16 protein-coding genes, 1 tRNA gene and 1 pseudogene are annotated in these 15557 nt (G+C 63.9%); 10 read left to right on the top strand and 8 right to left on the bottom strand.

Annotation, left to right across the window (positions count from 1 at the left end; translation table 11 throughout):
- Nucleotides 1-22 precede the first annotated feature (22 nt).
- From OOJ09_RS08500 to OOJ09_RS08510, 3 genes are read left to right on the top strand one after another with little or no spacing between them, the layout of a single operon-like run.
- On the top strand, nucleotides 23-1513 hold the full coding sequence (locus OOJ09_RS08500) for an ABC transporter ATP-binding protein (RefSeq protein WP_269904875.1): 1491 nt from the start codon (nucleotides 23-25) through the stop codon (nucleotides 1511-1513).
- Nucleotides 1513-2568: an ABC transporter permease gene (locus tag OOJ09_RS08505; RefSeq protein WP_269904756.1), complete on the top strand. Its 1056-nt coding sequence runs from the start codon at nucleotides 1513-1515 to the stop codon at nucleotides 2566-2568. Before OOJ09_RS08500 ends, OOJ09_RS08505 begins: the two co-directional genes overlap by 1 nt.
- A complete protein-coding gene (locus OOJ09_RS08510; RefSeq protein ID WP_269904757.1) occupies nucleotides 2565-3509 on the top strand; it encodes an ABC transporter permease in 945 nt (314 codons plus the stop codon). Before OOJ09_RS08505 ends, OOJ09_RS08510 begins: the two co-directional genes overlap by 4 nt.
- 196 nt (nucleotides 3510-3705) lie before the next feature.
- Here the strand turns inward: OOJ09_RS08510 and OOJ09_RS08515 are convergent, their stop codons facing one another.
- Nucleotides 3706-4473, bottom strand: coding sequence for an SDR family NAD(P)-dependent oxidoreductase (locus OOJ09_RS08515; RefSeq protein WP_269904758.1), 768 nt, complete (start codon nucleotides 4471-4473; stop codon nucleotides 3706-3708).
- 291 nt (nucleotides 4474-4764) lie between these two features.
- Here OOJ09_RS08515 and OOJ09_RS08520 point away from each other — a divergent pair, with 291 nt between their 5' ends.
- Both OOJ09_RS08520 and OOJ09_RS31990 read left to right on the top strand, forming a co-directional pair.
- Entirely contained in the window at nucleotides 4765-4920 is a 156-nt protein-coding gene (locus OOJ09_RS08520; RefSeq protein ID WP_269904759.1) for a hypothetical protein, read from the top strand.
- A 109-nt stretch (nucleotides 4921-5029) separates the two neighbouring features.
- Nucleotides 5030-5978: pseudogene (locus OOJ09_RS31990) on the top strand (LLM class flavin-dependent oxidoreductase).
- A gap of 23 nt (nucleotides 5979-6001) precedes the next feature.
- Here the strand turns inward: OOJ09_RS31990 and OOJ09_RS08535 are convergent.
- The gene (locus tag OOJ09_RS08535; protein ID WP_269904762.1) at nucleotides 6002-6676 is read right to left on the bottom strand and encodes a cysteine hydrolase family protein; all 675 of its coding nucleotides are present in this window, start codon (nucleotides 6674-6676) and stop codon (nucleotides 6002-6004) included.
- A gap of 265 nt (nucleotides 6677-6941) precedes the next feature.
- Here OOJ09_RS08535 and exbB point away from each other — a divergent pair, with 265 nt between their 5' ends.
- The 3 genes from exbB to OOJ09_RS08550 are packed head-to-tail and all read left to right on the top strand — an operon-like array spanning nucleotide 6942 to nucleotide 9290.
- On the top strand, nucleotides 6942-7874 hold the full coding sequence (gene exbB, locus OOJ09_RS08540) for a tonB-system energizer ExbB (RefSeq protein WP_269904763.1): 933 nt from the start codon (nucleotides 6942-6944) through the stop codon (nucleotides 7872-7874).
- Nucleotides 7875-7899: 25 nt separating this feature from the next.
- Nucleotides 7900-8361, top strand: coding sequence for a TonB system transport protein ExbD (gene exbD, locus OOJ09_RS08545; RefSeq protein ID WP_269904764.1), 462 nt, complete (start codon nucleotides 7900-7902; stop codon nucleotides 8359-8361).
- On the top strand, nucleotides 8358-9290 hold the full coding sequence (locus OOJ09_RS08550; RefSeq protein ID WP_269904765.1) for a TonB family protein: 933 nt from the start codon (nucleotides 8358-8360) through the stop codon (nucleotides 9288-9290). The genes exbD and OOJ09_RS08550 overlap by 4 nt, the downstream gene beginning before the upstream one ends.
- Before the next feature lie 23 nt (nucleotides 9291-9313).
- Here the strand turns inward: OOJ09_RS08550 and OOJ09_RS08555 are convergent, their stop codons facing one another.
- The 5 genes from OOJ09_RS08555 to OOJ09_RS08575 form a co-directional block, all read right to left on the bottom strand.
- A complete protein-coding gene (locus OOJ09_RS08555; RefSeq protein WP_269904766.1) occupies nucleotides 9314-9634 on the bottom strand; it encodes a hypothetical protein in 321 nt (106 codons plus the stop codon).
- 99 nt (nucleotides 9635-9733) lie between these two features.
- The gene (locus OOJ09_RS08560) at nucleotides 9734-10006 is read right to left on the bottom strand and encodes a hypothetical protein (RefSeq protein ID WP_269904767.1); all 273 of its coding nucleotides are present in this window, start codon (nucleotides 10004-10006) and stop codon (nucleotides 9734-9736) included.
- 4 nt (nucleotides 10007-10010) lie between these two features.
- Nucleotides 10011-10262 (bottom strand): hypothetical protein, encoded by a 252-nt coding sequence (locus OOJ09_RS08565; protein ID WP_269904768.1) that lies wholly within the window; start codon nucleotides 10260-10262, stop codon nucleotides 10011-10013.
- A 71-nt stretch (nucleotides 10263-10333) separates the two neighbouring features.
- A complete protein-coding gene (locus OOJ09_RS08570) occupies nucleotides 10334-11296 on the bottom strand; it encodes a SagB/ThcOx family dehydrogenase (protein ID WP_269904769.1) in 963 nt (320 codons plus the stop codon).
- 515 nt (nucleotides 11297-11811) lie between these two features.
- Nucleotides 11812-12561, bottom strand: coding sequence for a helix-turn-helix domain-containing protein (locus tag OOJ09_RS08575; protein WP_269904770.1), 750 nt, complete (start codon nucleotides 12559-12561; stop codon nucleotides 11812-11814).
- Between the two features lie 461 nt (nucleotides 12562-13022).
- Between OOJ09_RS08575 and OOJ09_RS08580 the strand changes: the two genes are divergently transcribed.
- Complete coding sequence (locus tag OOJ09_RS08580) at nucleotides 13023-13763, top strand: metallophosphoesterase family protein (protein WP_269904771.1); 741 nt, start codon at nucleotides 13023-13025, stop codon at nucleotides 13761-13763.
- A 13-nt stretch (nucleotides 13764-13776) separates the two neighbouring features.
- Nucleotides 13777-15237: a bifunctional serine/threonine-protein kinase/universal stress protein gene (locus OOJ09_RS08585; protein WP_269904772.1), complete on the top strand. Its 1461-nt coding sequence runs from the start codon at nucleotides 13777-13779 to the stop codon at nucleotides 15235-15237.
- A 103-nt stretch (nucleotides 15238-15340) separates the two neighbouring features.
- Here OOJ09_RS08585 and OOJ09_RS08590 read toward each other — a convergent pair.
- Nucleotides 15341-15416: transfer RNA gene (locus OOJ09_RS08590), tRNA-Ala, on the bottom strand.
- Nucleotides 15417-15557: the final 141 nt, after the last annotated feature.

Here is a 15557-nt window from a genome sequence, read left to right on the forward strand (position 1 = left end):
GACGCCCGCCCCACTCATCGAAATGCGCGGCATCACCAAGAGCTTTGGCGCCGTCAAGGCGAACGAGGCCGTTGATCTCAGCGTCGCACCGGGCGAGATCCTTGGGCTGCTGGGCGAGAACGGCGCCGGCAAGACAACGCTGATGAACGTGTTGTTCGGCGCCTATGCGCCGGACGCCGGCGAGATCCTCATCCAGGGCAAGCCGGTGCGGATCACCAGTTCGGCCGACGCGCTGGCCGCTGGCATCGGCATGGTACACCAGCATTTTCACCTGGCGCCGAGGTTGACGGTGCTGGAGAACCTGCTCATCGGCATTCCCGGCAAAGCGGGGCGGATCGACCGCGCCGGTGGGCTGGCGCGGTTGGCCGAAATCGGCCGGCAGCATGGGCTGACGCTCGATCCCGATCTTGCGGTCTCGGCGCTGTCGGTCGGCGAGCAGCAGCGGCTCGAGATCGTCAAGGCGCTGTTTCGCGGCGCCAGGCTGCTGATCCTCGACGAGCCGACGGCGGTGCTGGCGCCAACGGAGGTCGACGGGCTGTTTTCGGCGCTGCGCTCGATGGCGGCGCAGGGTCTCGGCATCATCTTCATTTCGCACAAGCTCAACGAGGTGCGGGCGCTGACGCATCGTTGCACGGTGCTGCGGCATGGGCGCGTTGCCGGCCGCGTCGATGACCCGGCCAACACGACGTCTGCCGCAATGGCGCAACTGATGTGCGGCCACGAGATCGTGCCGCCGGCAAGAGGAGCGTCGACGCCCGGCGCTGATGTGCTGACGCTCGACGGAATCTCCACATCGCAGCATTCGGGTACGGCGCTGCGCGGCGTGTCGCTTGCCGTCCGTGCCGGCGAGATCCTCGGCATTGCCGGCGTGTCGGGCAACGGCCAGCGGGCGCTGGCCGAGGTCATCTCCGGCGTGCGCGCACCCGATGCCGGCCAGATGACGATTGCCGGCCAAAACGTGTCGCGGTTCTCGCCGCGCGAGGTGCAGGCGCTTGGTCTCGGGCGCATCCCGGAAGATCGCATGACCACCGGTCTGGTCACCAATCTGCCACTCGCCGATTCGATGGTGCTGCCGCGTATCGGCACAGCGGCGTTTTCAGCCAAGGGCCTGCTCAAGCCGGATGCGATCCGCGCCTTCGCGGAGGCGCAGATCAAGGCCTACGATATCAGGTGCCCTGGGCCGATGACCCGCGCCGGCGCGCTGTCCGGCGGCAATCTGCAGAAGGCGCTTTTGGCGCGCGAACTCGCCTTCGATCCGAAGGTGCTGATCGTCTCGCAGCCGACACGCGGCCTCGACATCGGCGCTGCCCGCTTCATCCACGAAAAATTCCTCGACATGCGGGCCAAGGGCTGCGGCATCATCGTCATTGGCGAGGATCTCGAAGAACTGCTCGTGCTCTGCGACCGTATCGCGGTGATGTATGAGGGCCGCATCGTCGGCACACTCGACAGCGCCGATGCGACGATCGCGCGGCTTGGCCTGATGATGACCGGGGCGGAGGGGCATAGCTGATGTTTCGCCTGGAAGTCCGCACCTCGACGCCCGCCTGGTTCAATCTTGCTCTGCCGCTGCTGGCGATCGGCGCCACACTCGTGCTGTGCAGCGGCCTGATCGCGCTGGCCGGCGCCGGCGTCCTCGAAGCCTATGGCGTGATGTTCACGGCCTCGCTCGGCGACAGCTACGCGATCACCGAAACGATGGTGCGTGCCGCACCGATGATCTTCACCGGGCTGGCGGTCGCCGTCGCCTTCCGGGCAAAGTTCTGGAACATCGGCGCCGAGGGGCAGTTGCTGGCCGGCGCTGTGGCGAGCTGCTTTGTCGGCGCCATCCCGATGCCGGGGCCGCTGGCCATGGTCTTGATGGCGGTGGCCGGTGCCGCCGCCGGCGCCGCCGTTGCCCTCGTGCCCGCGACGCTGCGGGTGAAATTCAAGGTCGACGATGTCGTCAGTTCGCTGCTGCTCAACTCGGTCATCTACTATGCGCTGATGGCGCTGATCGAAGGGCCGTGGAAGGATACGTTCAGCGGCTATCCGATCTCGCCGCCGATCGAGGATTCGGCCAATTTTCCGGTGCTGCTCGAAGGCACGCGGCTGCATCTTGGCGTCGTCGTTGCGCTGATCGCGGCACCTTTGATCTGGTTCCTGATCGTGCGCACGACGCTCGGTTTCCGGATCAGGGTCACCGGCGAGAATCCCGAAGCGGCGCGCTATGGCGGCATCAACGTCGAACGCGTGCTGCTGTCGACCGCGCTGCTGTCCGGCGCGCTGGCCGGACTGGCCGGCGTCGGCGAGGTCGGCGGAGTGCATTTCCAGGTGATGAGCGACATCTCGCCGGGCTATGGCTATTCCGGCATCGTCGTCGCCATGCTGGCGCGGCTCAATCCTCTCGGCGTGGTGCCGGCGGCGATCTTCCTCGCCGCCGTGATGACCGGCGCCGAGGCGATGTCGCGGGCGACCGGCGTGCCGGCCTTCCTCAGCGACGTCATCCAGGGAACCGCCTTGCTTGCCATGCTGGTGGCGCTGCTGTTCACCGCCTATCGCATCCGCCGCGTCGGAGCCGTCCGATGAGCGCGGTGCTCGAACAGATCTTCCAGGTCGGCTTCCTCGCCGCCATCATCCGCATCGCCACGCCGCTGGCGTTTGCGACGCTGGGTGAAATGTTTTCCGAGCGGGCCGGCGTGCTCAATCTCGGCATCGAAGGCATCATGCTGCTCTCGGCGATGACCGGCTTCACCGCCACCAGCCTCAGCGGCAGCCTGTGGCTCGGCGTGCTGGTGGCGGTCCTGACCGGCATGCTGATGGGCGCGCTGCATGCGCTGTTCACGGCGGCGCTCGGCCTCAGCCAGCATGTCTGCGGCATCGGCGTGACGCTGTTCTCATCGGGCCTCGCCTATTTCCTCTACCGGCTGATCTTCGGCCAGCAGTCGGTGCCGCCGAACATCAAGGGCTTCGAGACGCTGCCGATCCCGGTCCTCTCCGACATTCCGGTGCTTGGGCCGGCGGTGTTCAACCAGTTTTCGCTGGTCTATATGGCGATGCTGGCCATTCCGCTCGCAGCCTTCGTGCTCTACCGCACGCCGTGGGGCCTGTCGGTGCGCATGGTCGGCGAAAATCCGCGCGCCGCCGATTCCGCTGGCGTCAGCGTCATTGCCACGCGCTTCCAGGCTGTCATCCTCGGCGGCGCGCTGATGGGGCTGGCCGGCGCCTTCCTGTCGATGGCGCAGTTCAACGCCTTCACCTTCGGCGTCGTCTCCGGGCGCGGCTGGGTTGCGATCGCGCTGGTCGTCTTCGGCCGCTGGGACCCGTGGCGCTCGGCGGGCGCGGCCCTTTTGTTCGCCTTTGTCGATGCCCTGCAACTGCGCATGCAGGCGAGCGGGCTCGGGCACATCCCCTACGAAGCGTTCCTGATGCTGCCCTTCATCTTCACCATCGTCGCCATGGCGGTGATGTCGCGCAACGCGGTGGCGCCATCGGCGCTGCTCAAGCCGTTCCGAAGGGAAGAGCGGTAGCAAGGCTTGGGTTCCTCGCCCCCGCCATGGGCGGGGGAGAGGTGGCCGCGAAGCGGTCGGAGAGGGGGTCTGCGACGCTGGTGAATTGTTACGGGTCCGAGGAAAGGTCGAGCCATTCCCCCTCTCCCGTCTCGGCTTCGCCGAGCCACCTCTCCCCCACCTTCGTGGGGGCGAGGAACCCCTATCCTGGGACGCCTCACATCGCGGTAAAGCCGTTGTCGACGAACAGGTGCGCACCGTTGACGAAGCTGGCCTCGTCACTGGCCAAATAGAGTGCAGCCCTAGCCACTTCTTCCGGCTCGCCGATCCGGCCCTGCTGCGCGGCAAGTGCCGCGTCCGAGACATCAACGCCGAGCTTGCCGAGGTCTGCCACCTCGCGCAGGCCGTGCGGCGTGCGGATGAAGCCGGGGCAGACAGCGTTGCAGCGGATATTGCGGTCGCGGAATTCGACGGCGATGGCGCGCGCGAACATGTGGCAGGCGCCCTTGGTGGTGTCGTAGAGCACTTCCATCGGCGTCGCCGCCACCGCCGAGATCGACGAGGTGCAGACGATCGAGCCGCCGCCCGCCGCAATCATGCCGGGCAGCACGGCGCGCGTCATCAGGAACATCGAGCGCACATTGACGGCATGCAGCCAGTCCCATTCCTGAACGGTGGTCTCCAGGAACGGTTTGATGACGATGGTGCCGGCATGGTTGAACAGCACGGTGACCGGCCCGAGTTTTTCCGTCGCGCCCTTTACGGCGGCCTCGACCTGCGCTTCGTCGGACACGTCGGCGACAAAATGCTCGGCGACATGGCCGCGCGCGCGGATCGCCGCGGCGGTGGCGGCGGCCGCCTCGCCGTTGCGGTCGATGATCGCCACCTTGGCGCCTTCCGCCGCGAACAGCTCCGAGGCCGCCCCGCCCATACCCGTCGCGCCACCCGAAATGATGGCGACCTTGCCGGCCAGTCTTGTGCCCATTTTCCCACTCCCCTGTTTGACGATTTTCGTTTGCTGGTTTGGCGATCCTATCGCGCGCGCGCCGGGCGGCCAATGCACCAAGTGGGTGCAGTGAGAACAAGGATATGGGCCCATCCAGCCGCGCGGGGGGACCATGGACATGCCATGTCGATCGGTGACCAAGGTCACTCTCTCAGCAAACGGGAACCAATTTGAGGCTCGATGGGAGAAATTTATTCTGCTTTTGGCTCGAAAATAGCAATCGACAAAGTCTACAAGTTTTATAGATTAAGCGGCGAGACGGAGGTCGATATGTCCTATATCCAGAACGCTCAGACTGACAGCAACGGCCAGCGGCTGGCTAATGCCCAGACTTTTCGCCCGGCCTATGCCGGTGCTTTCGCCTATCTCGTCTTTGCCCTTGCGTTCGTGTTCACCGGGGCAGTTGTCCTGGGCCTTATTCCCTGAGCCGTCGGATCGACCGGGGCTAGCCGCCCACCGCTTCCAGTCAATCGGAGTTGAATGAACCGAATCCTCGGTGCGCTTTTGCGCGCCTAACGTGACGGAGGAGATGGCAATGCCGATCGAGTTCACGCATGTACCCGGTAAAACGCACCCTGCCGACACCACGGCTCCCTTCTTCTATGATTTCGCCGAGACCGCGACCAAGCTTGGGCTGATCGAGGACGGCGGCTTCCGCAAGATCGTCGTCGACGATTCGGCCGGGCTGCTGACCAACATGGATCTTGCTGCCCAGGTGCTCGATCGCACCTCGGCGCTGGAAGTCGTGCTCACCCACTGGGCAGGCGTGGTCGAGCCGACGGTGGCGGCGCGCCAGCTGGCCTCGATCGACAGGAAGAGCGGCCGACGTCTGGCGCTCAGGATGATCAGCGAGCCGTTGAGCGACGACGATGCCGAGACACGGCCGATCGGGCATACGGTCGTCTGGCAGCGCATCGACGAATATCTGGTTCTGCTGAAGCGGCTGTGGTCGAACGACCGCCCCTTCGACCACGAAGGCGCGTTCTACAGCATCAAGGGCGGCTATGTGCCCGGCAAGGGTCCTCACGGCGCCGACCTGGACCATCCGCATGGGCGGGCAATCCGGAACGGCGCTCAAGGTGGCCGGCCGGCATGCCGATGTCTTTGAACTGGCGCCGGGCTCGATCAACGAAGTCCGGCAGTTGATGGAGCGGGTGCGTGGCGCCGCCGCTGAACACGGCCGGGCGAGCAAGCTGCGCTTTGCGCTTCCGGTCAGGATCCACCAGGGCGTTTCCACCACCGGCCACAAGGCGGTCGACGTTTCGGGGCCGCCGGCCCAGGTCGCCCTGTCGCTGCTTGCCTATGCGGGGCTCGGGATCGATGAATTCATGATTGTCGGCGTCGACACGCCACGCGAGATCGCGACAGCCGGCCGGGAAACGATTGCCTTGTTGCGCAACTCCCTGGCGCGTCGCGAAACCGAAGAATTTCAGCCCGGGGCGTTTGCGTCCCGCACGAGGCCGGAGACGCGTGCGGTGGGTTGACAGGTGCCGCGGCGGCCCTTGACCTAGCCTGTCGCGTCGCTCAGCCGCGACAGGGCTTCGATGACGGCGGTGGAATCAGCCAGCGCGCCGAAGACGCCATCCTCGACCGTCACCATGTGAAGCGCGGCTTCGTGCGCCTGTCTGTCACCGCTGGCACAGGCATCCGAGATCGTCAGGCACTGAAAGTTGCGGTCGCAGGCCTCGCGCAGAGTGGTGTGGACGCAGACATCTGTCGTGCATCCGGAAAACAACAGATGCGTGATGCCTTGCGCGCGCAGGACAAGCTCAAGATCCGTGTAGGTGAAGGCGCTGTTGCAGGTCTTGTCGACAATGATGTCCCACGGCGCGACGTCGATCTCCGGAACGATCTGAAACCCTGGACCGGAGCGAAGCAGGATTTCGGTGCCTTCGAGACCGGCGCGCTTGCGGCGCCATCTCTCGTAGGGCGTCATGTCGGCCATATCAGCCCTGTAACCCTGCCTTGTGTGGATGATCGTCAGGCCGGCCCCGCGGGCGGCGGCGATCAGCCGGCTCACCGTCGGCAGGATCGCCCTTAGCGGCGACGGATCATAACCCTGCCTGGCGAAGTAGCCCGTCGTCGACAGGAAATCCTGCTGCAGGTCGATGACGACCAGCGCGGTGTTTTCCGCAACCAGCCTGCCGTCATAGGGGAAGTCGAAGGGCCTCGCCTTGATCATCCGTGGTTCTCTCCTCACCGATCGTGAGGTCCATCCTGACCGGTGAAGTTGCAACCGTCCACCCGGGCAGCGGCCCTAACGCGAAGAAGCGATGCTGGGCGGCGGCCAGCCGCCGGATAGACGCCACCGGTACGTCACGACGATTTGTTGACTGTTGAAGTCATCTTCAATGTTGACTAGCAATGTCATGTTTTATAGTCAACCCGGCATTCGCTCGCCGAAGCCCGGATATGGAAATGCGGGCGGCCGCACTGGAGGGAAGCTGTTGTCGAGAAATGGTCTGTTGGCGGCGTTGGCCGCATCCGTGATCCTGTCGGCCGGCAGTGCGACCGCCCAGGAGCAATCGGGCGCTGCTGCCCCCGCGATCGAGGCACCCACCGCACCCGCTGCCGCACCGGCAGCAGCGGCGGCTGCGCGACGGCAGCCAGGCATCCAGCCGGTCGCCAGTTCGCCAGTCGAGACCGGACCGTCGACGGCGATGGAATTGACCCTGCCGCATGATCTGTCGCCGTGGGGCATGTTCATGGCGGCCGATATCATCGTCAAGGCAGTGATGATCGGACTGGCCTTTGCCTCCCTCGTCACCTGGACGATATGGCTGGCCAAATCGTTGGAGATTTTCGGCGGCAAGCTGCGCATCCGTCACGCCGTGCGGGCGATCGGCGATGCCGCGACATTGAAGCAGGCCAGCCGCGCGCTCGACCGCAGGAGCGGCCCCGGCGCGCTTCTGGTGCGGGCGGCCGAGGAGGAAACCGCGCTTTCGGCCGGTGCGCTCGACCATGTCCGCGGTGACGGGCTGAAGGAGCGGGTCACCTCGCGCCTGTCGCGAATCGAGGCCGCGGCGTCGCGGCGCATGTCGCGTGGCACCGGCGTGCTGGCGACGATCGGCTCGACCGCGCCCTTTGTCGGCCTGTTCGGCACCGTCTGGGGCATCATGAACGCGTTCATCGGCATATCGCAGGCGCAGACCACCAATCTCGCCGTGGTCGCTCCCGGTATCGCCGAGGCCTTGCTGGCCACGGCAATGGGCCTCGTCGCGGCGATCCCGGCCGTCGTTATCTACAACGTCTTCGCGCGCTCCATAGCCGGCTACCGGCAGATCCTCGGCGACGCGTCGGCGGGCGTCGAACGGTTGGTCAGCCGCGATCTGGATTTCCGCGCCGTCGCGCCGGCGACGGCGGCGACGGCGGCGGAATGATGCGGCGCAGGAGCGGAGCAACGCAATGGCAGGCAGAATCCGACTGAGCATGGACGACGATCTCGAGGAGAGCCACGAGATCAACGTTACGCCGTTCATCGACGTCATCCTGGTGCTGCTGATCATCTTCATGGTCGCAGCGCCGCTGGCGACGGTGGATGTCAATGTCGATCTGCCGGGCTCGACCGCGATGCCCGCGCCACGACCCGAGACGCCGCTGTTCCTGACGTTGAAGGAAGATCTGACGCTGGCGATCGGCAACGATACCGTGGCACGCCCGGCTTTCGCCGCCACTCTGGACAGCAGAACCAAGGGCGACAGGCAGACGCGCATCTTCCTGCGCGCCGACAGGGCGGTCGGCTATGGCGACCTGATGCAAGTGATGAACCTGCTGCGCGGCGCCGGCTATCTGAAGATCGCGCTGGTCGGCCTGGAGACCTTGCCCGCGGCCGATGCCCCGGCCGCCACGGGAGCGGCGTCGCCATGACGCCATCGGCTGCCTTGCCCACGGTGGAGCTTTCGCGTTTCGGTTGGCGCGATATTGGCTTGTGGGCGGGTGCGGCCATGCTGGTCCTTGGAGCCCATATCGCGCTTGCCTATGCCGTGCAGAGCTTCAGCCTGGTCGACGAAGCGGATGGCGGCCCGCCGCCGGCCCAGCTGATCGAGATGGCGCCGATGGTGACAATGCCGGCTGTGGCAGAACAGATTGCCGCGCTGGACGCGGTGACGCCTGATCAGGCCGAGCCGGAGCAGGCACCGGAAAAGCCGGCGGAACAGATGGAGCCGGTTGTCGAGCAGAAAGCGGTTCCGCCCGACGAGGCCGAACCCACCCAAACCGAGGTGGCTGAACAGGCCGACCAGCCGCCGCTGCAGGAGGTCGTCCCCGACATTGTCGAGACCGTCGCCCCCGACGTGGTCATTCCGCTGCCGCAGATGAAACCGATCGAAGCGCCCAAGGAAAAGAAACCGGTTCAAGCCAAGGCAAAAAAGCCTGTCGAGAAACCCAGGCCGCAGCCAAGGAAGGAGAAGGCGGCGCCGCCGAATACGGCAGCCGTCGCCAGTGCCGACGCAAGGCCGGCGGCAAAGACAGCCGCGCCTGCGTCGGCCGAAGTGGCTTCGCGATCGGGCGTGAATCCCGCCAGATGGGACTCCAGCCTGGCGGCCTGGATCAGGCGGCATACGCGCTATCCGAGCGCGGCGAGGGCCCGACGTGTGGAAGGCGATGTGAGGGTCACATTCACGATCGATTCATCCGGGCGCGTACTGTCCGCCCGGATGGTTGGTTCTTCCGGCGACCCGGATCTCGACCGTGCCGCGCTCGCCGTGCTCCAGGGCGCCACGGTGCCGGCACCACCGGCGCAACTCGGTTCCCGTGTCAGTCGTACGGCGCCCTTCGTGTTCAGCCTGCGCAATTAGAGACTTGAGCAGGGATCAGCCGATCAATAGCTCTGCGACAGGCACAAGGCTTCGACCTGCTCCAGATAGAAGCGGCATTTCGTGCGCAGGATCCCGAGGTTAGGGTCGTCGGCACCGTTGATGTCGATGGTCCGCATCATGAAGTCAAAGTGGGCATGAAAGGCATCCACCGCGCCCCAAAGACAGTCGGCCTGGCAGGTATCGGCTATCGCCGTCGAGACAAGTTGGCGGGCCTCGACCCGCGCGGCATCCGGCGACGGCGGCCGCCCGTCGATCAAGGCGTCAAGCCGGCTGAAGATGCTCTCCCTGACATCAATGCTCCTGATGTTGACAATCATGTTCATTGGTTAGGTCCCCCTGAAGCAATCCCAGGAAAAGCGTGTGACGGTCTTCCGTCCGGAATCGCGTAAAAACAATTGGTTGGAGCGGGTTCAACGGGTCCATCAGACGCTGAACGCCTGGTTCCGCGCGAGCTGCCGGTTCCGCGGGCTGCACGCGATCAAGGCCGGAATCGCGGTCGTATCGGACGGACGGCCCCTGATGATGTTGGCGACCTCGGCATCGGCCTGCTCGAACCAGTAGACCATGTCGGCGCGGTCAAGATCGGCGACGGCTTTTTTCAGCATCGGCAGCAGGCTTTGCAACGCACACAGCGTCTCCCAGCGGTTTGGGCGGGAAGTCGGGCCTGCCACCGCGCATGCGGCTGACGATTGCATGCCGCTACGCTCTCCTTGGCTGGGCGCGATTGTCCTTTGCGTGCACCTTGGAGTGCACCGGGTTGCCGCTGAACTGCGCATGCTTGGCCGGCCGTGCACCGCGAAGAGCGTCGAAGGCCTCGGCATAGGCCATGCCCAGCAGATAGGAGATCATCGGAAAACGGCTTGCTTCGGCCATCTGCACCAGCTCGTTGGTCATCGACGAAATATATTGAAGGCTGTCTATCTCAGACTGACGTAGGGAATGGTTTGGCACGTGATGCTCCTGTCATGATCGGATGGAACTCAGGGAACGCGGTACTGGCCGTTCTGAACATACTAAGTCGACTAATTGATCGATTGGCCCACTGAAGACGGGCATGTTTGCGGGGTCGAGATGGTCAAGGCATAGACGGGCGCGTCGGTGAGGCGATCCAAGCCGAGCAGGCGCTTGATTGCCGAATGACTGAGCGCGGCCGTGGGGCACGCCGACAAGCCATGACTGGTCGCCGCCAGCATGATGTTCTGGCCGATATGGCCGGCCTCGATCAGCACGACACGATAGGCGTTGGCATCCTCGTACTTCCACATGGTGCGATCGAGCTTCGCGCACAGCAGGATCAGGCATGGCATGGCGTCCGCCCATTCCTGCCCGCCGACCAGTTCGGAGATCTTCGGCAGGTGGTTGGCGGAAATCCTGCCAAGGTCGTGATCGGCGGCGGAATAGTGGTAGACGCCGGGCTCGAGGCCTTCGACCGCCAGCGCGACCACATAGGCCTCGTAGGGATTTCTCGCGCCACCGGAAGGCGTCATGCCAAGCGGCAGGGCGCCGACGCAGTTGGTGGTCTCGCCGGTAATGCCCATGCCTGCAAACAGGCAGTCGGAAAGCTGTTCGGAAGTGATGGTGGGCGTCGCCGCTGTGCGATTGGTGCGGCGCCGCGCCATCAGGGCGAGAAGTTCATTGTCTTCCAATGCGTCCGGCAGCCGAATGGCGCCTGGGGAATTCCTGAGCAGGAGGTCCGGCTGCGGCGTGTGGCCGGCGCGTTCGATCTGCCGCTCTTCCGCCTGCTCGATGGTCATGAACTCGCTGTCCTGGACGCAGAAATGCATCAGCGCGGTCGGAATGCCCCAGGTCCATTGTCCGGAGAACCGCGCCTCCTGTTCGGCGAGCGGCGATCCGGCGGTCACCAGGGCGGAAAAATCGAGCAACCGAGGAACGACAGCCTTCAGCTCGGCCTGCGACCATCCATGGGCGCGGGCGATATCCGTCATCGACGCCCATTTGTCCCACGAAGCGAGAAGGCTGATCACCTCGGGGCTGCATTCAAATACGTTCCTGGTCAGGAAATTGCACCCAGTGACCTTGTTCGGTCCGGGGTAGAAAACAAGCGTTTTTGAAGAGCGCATTTTCATGATGCTGAATGCCATCCATGGAGCCGAGGCGCCGACGAGCAAACCGCTCATCGGCGCCGAACGACTTCAGCGCTTGTTGTAGTGCATGCCCTTGGAAAAGAAGGCGGTCTGCGTGCCGGCGGCAATCGTCAGCTTCGGAGCCGTGTTCACTTTCTTCGCCATTTTCATCCCTTTCCTGACCCCATGGGATCTGTTGAAAGACCCCTCAAAACGGGATCCACAACAAGAAAGGTAAGTTCGAAAGGGTTAGCGGTTTATTAAAATCGCAGTAAACCCGCTATTTGAAGACCGCGTCGTGAATTATATTTCTCCACGTGAAAGTGTAAAAAATCGATTTTACTCAAACACAGAGTAAACTATCGTTGTGGTACGCTTTTTCGGTATATCTTGTTCATATTTAGCGTAAGCCATGGCTAGCCCAACCCGTCGCGCGCGAGACTGACCACGAGCGGGTCGACGCCCGGATCGTCGAGCCTGATGACATGCGCCATCTTGATCGCATGTCTTGGCGGGACGTTGGCTGCGTCCTGCCGCATGATGACGGACACGAACGCCGGGCCGGCCTCCGTCAGAAGCATGGCCTTGCCGGTCAGCACCGGCTCCGAGATGGGAGCCCACTGCACGGAGATCAGCGACGGCTCGCCGGTCTGGCGGCGATTGATCCCGCTGAAATAGATCCAGTTTAGGCGTGCGATCGCCACCCCATAGTGGTTGCCGCGCGCACGCGCCCAGGTCGACCCCTGGCGCTCCGACCATCCGGTGACCCGCCGGAACGTGACCAGCTCGACGTCACGCCGCACGAACGTCACCGACCGCATCAGGAGGTCGGGACGGGCCGGGATCGAAAAATAGGTGAAATAGGTGCCCCCCGCGATCGATGGACTGGGAGGGCGGATCATCTGTTTAAACAGCGCCTCGGAAATCGGCGGCAGGCCGCTTGCCGCTGGCTCGGGGGCGTCGGGATACTGGTACAGCTCGGCTTCGTTGATGCGGAAGTAGTCGCATATCAGCTTGGCGGTGGCTTTGTTCGGAACGGTCTGTCCCTGCAGGTAGCGTTCGAACTGCGTGCGGTTGATGTGCAGCTCACGGCACACCGCGCTTACAGATGCATGATCCTTGCAGAGCCGTCTGAGGTTTGCAGCGAGATTCTCGCGAAGTGACACGTCTTTGCTTCCGCAGGGGATTCTTCATTTCGATTCGGAATCCATATAGCGCCTTCGGTCACCCCCGCCCGAAACGCCCCGGTACAACACACAGAAAAAAACCGATTAGATGACGTCAATGTAACGAGGGACTCGCGAAAAAAAATAGCGGCGATCCCATGGCGGCCATCGCCATAAGTTCAATTGACAACAGTTTTGCCGGAGATTTTGAGTCGGGGTGCGATAGCGTGCGTTTCTGCTGTCGCGGAGAGCCGAAAAACCGATTGTTCCGCTGATGGTGGATGCCTTCGCGCCGAACCAGTCTCGACCGGGTTCTTGATCCAAATCAAGCAGCTATCCGATCAGGGCCCTAAGACCCTGTTTGGCTTTTTGGGCGACCGGGGGATGTTGGCACTGGGCCGGATGATATCAGTCGCGGCAAGTGATTTGCGATGGTCCGCCGATCCCCGGGATAATGTTGAATGCGCATCGCGATCCTGTCCGACATCCATGCCAATCGCGAGGCGTTCGACGCGGTGCTGGAGGCTGTCAACGAGCGTGACCCGGACCAGCTGGTCTTGCTGGGTGATCTGGTCGGCTATGGGCCTGATCCCGTCCATGTGGTCGAGAAAGCCGCCGACCTGGTAGCCCAGGGGGCGTTTTGCGTTCTCGGCAATCACGATGAGGCGGTGGTTCTGAACCGGAGTGATATGACCGAAAATGCGCGGTTCGCCGTCCAGTGGACCCGCCAACGCCTCGCTCCGGCGCATTTCGATTTCCTGGCGCGATTGCCGCTTTCGCTGCAATCCGAAGACCGGCTGTATGTGCACGCCAGTGCGGAGCGGCCGGGAAAATGGTTGTACATACGCGACGTCGACGCAGCGGAACGCTGCCTGTCGTCAAGCGATGCCCGTTTCATTTTCTGCGGCCACACCCACGTTCCGTCCGTCTATTACGCGCTGCCGGGCCGCCGGCCGATCCATTTCCGGCCGCTGGACAATGTGGCGGTGCCTTTGTCCGCGCTGGCACGGCATCTGGTGGTCGTCGGCGCGGTCGGCCAACCCCGCGATGGCAATCCGGCGGCGTGCTATGCTTTCGTCGACACGGAGCGGCACGAGGTCACGATGGTTCGTGTTCCCTATGATCACGAAGAGACGGCCCGCAAGATCCGGGCCGCCGGTCTGCCCGGGTGGCTTGGCATGCGTTTGAAGATCGGCCGCTGAGGAGGCGTATTCCATGCAACGGTTCGAGGCAGGGACGGTCATCGATGGTTTCGAGCTGGTCGAAAAGCTGCCCACCGGCGGCATGGCCTCGCTGTGGCGGGCGACCAACCCGCGGTACGATTTCCCGCTTGTGCTGAAGATACCGTTCCTCGACCCGGGCGGGGATGTTTCCGTCATCCTCGGTTTTGAGGCGGAGGAGCTGATCCTCAAACGCCTGACGGGACCACATGTGCCGCATTTCGCGGCATCCGGCAGTTTGGCGCAGGTTCCCTATATTGCCATGGAGTACGTGGCCGGCACTGGCCTCGCAAATGTCGTAGGCAACGCGCCGCTGCAAGTGGACGAGGTGGCAAGAATCGGAACCGAGATCGCGACAGCGCTTGCCGCCCTCCACCGGCAGAAGGTCGTTCATCTCGATCTGAAGCCCGAGAACATCATTCTTGCCAAGCGCGGCGCGGTGCTCCTCGACTTCGGGCTTGCCCGGCACGCGGAGCTCCCCGATCTTCTCGGCGCGGAAAGCTCCGTGCCGATGGGCACAGCCGCCTATATCTCGCCGGAACAGGTGCTCGGCGAGAGATGCGATCCCGCAAGCGATCTGTTTGCACTCGGTTGCGTCCTTTATCAGCTGGCCACTGGCGAAGAACCGTTCGGGCGTCCGGCGACCTTCGCGGGGATGAAGCGCAGGCTCTATCATGCGCCCAAGTGGCCGCGAGACATCAACGAGGCCATACCGCGGTGGCTGGAAGCCATCATCCTGAGATGCATGGAAGTGGACAGGTCTCGACGATATGTCGAGGCAGCACAGGTTCTGTCCGACCTGAGGAACCCCGACCAGGTGGTGGTTGTCAGACGCAAGCCCCGGGACGCGGGTGCATGGGCTGCGATCACGAAGCTGTTTCACAAGACGGATGACAGATCGCTTGTCGGCAAGCCGACCATGTCGAGGACACAGGCCGGACCGTCAATTGTCCTTTCCGCGGTCGATCTGGCCAATGGCAGCGATGCGCTGGCAGGCGAAGTTCTCAACGAAACCGCTCGTGTGCTTGCCTCGCGCGAGGACTCCTGGCTGGCCTGTGTGACGGTCCTGAAGACCGAAATCATCGGCGAGACGCCGGCGGCCGACGAAACGGGCCGCTCGGAGTATCTAAGGCGGCTCGTCGCACTGAAGGACTGGGCCCGTCCGCTGCACCTGCCGGAAGACCGCATCAGCTACCATGTCCTTGAAGCGGTCAGCCCTGCCGATGCGATCCTCAACTACGCCGAACACAATGACGTTGGGCACATCGTCGTTGGAGCAAGGGCGTCCTCGGCAATTCGCCGTCACCTCGGCAGCGTCTCGACCAAAGTCGTGGCACAGGCCCTTTGCTCGGTTTCAGTGGTCCGTCTCAAGGTGGTCGAGGAACAGGGGCTGCACCGCAAGGGCCCCGAGCCTATCGCGCCAGTGGGGCGGGAGAACGCCGAACCAGAGCCATGAACACGGCGTCAAGGCACGGTGGCAATCGGGACACCCGTCCCTGCGGGTCTCCGTGCGGTCGCCATATCCGCGAGCAACAGTAAAGGATCTCAGGATATTCCGCTGGTGGAGCTGAGGAGGATCGAACTCCTGACCTCGTCATTGCGAACGACGCGCTCTCCCAGCTGAGCTACAGCCCCGTCCAGCGGATGGCGCATTTATCGGGCGCGGTGGTTTTCTGTCAAGGCGGCGTTTTGTGGAAATCTCCGGCCGCCGGACGCCGGGCTGGCGGGTGAGGGAAGGCGGCCCTTGCCGGTTTGGCGTGCAATGGCTACATGTCG

Origin of the sequence: Mesorhizobium qingshengii (assembly GCF_027563465.1) — a bacterium.
Classification (GTDB): domain Bacteria; phylum Pseudomonadota; class Alphaproteobacteria; order Rhizobiales; family Rhizobiaceae; genus Mesorhizobium; species Mesorhizobium qingshengii_A.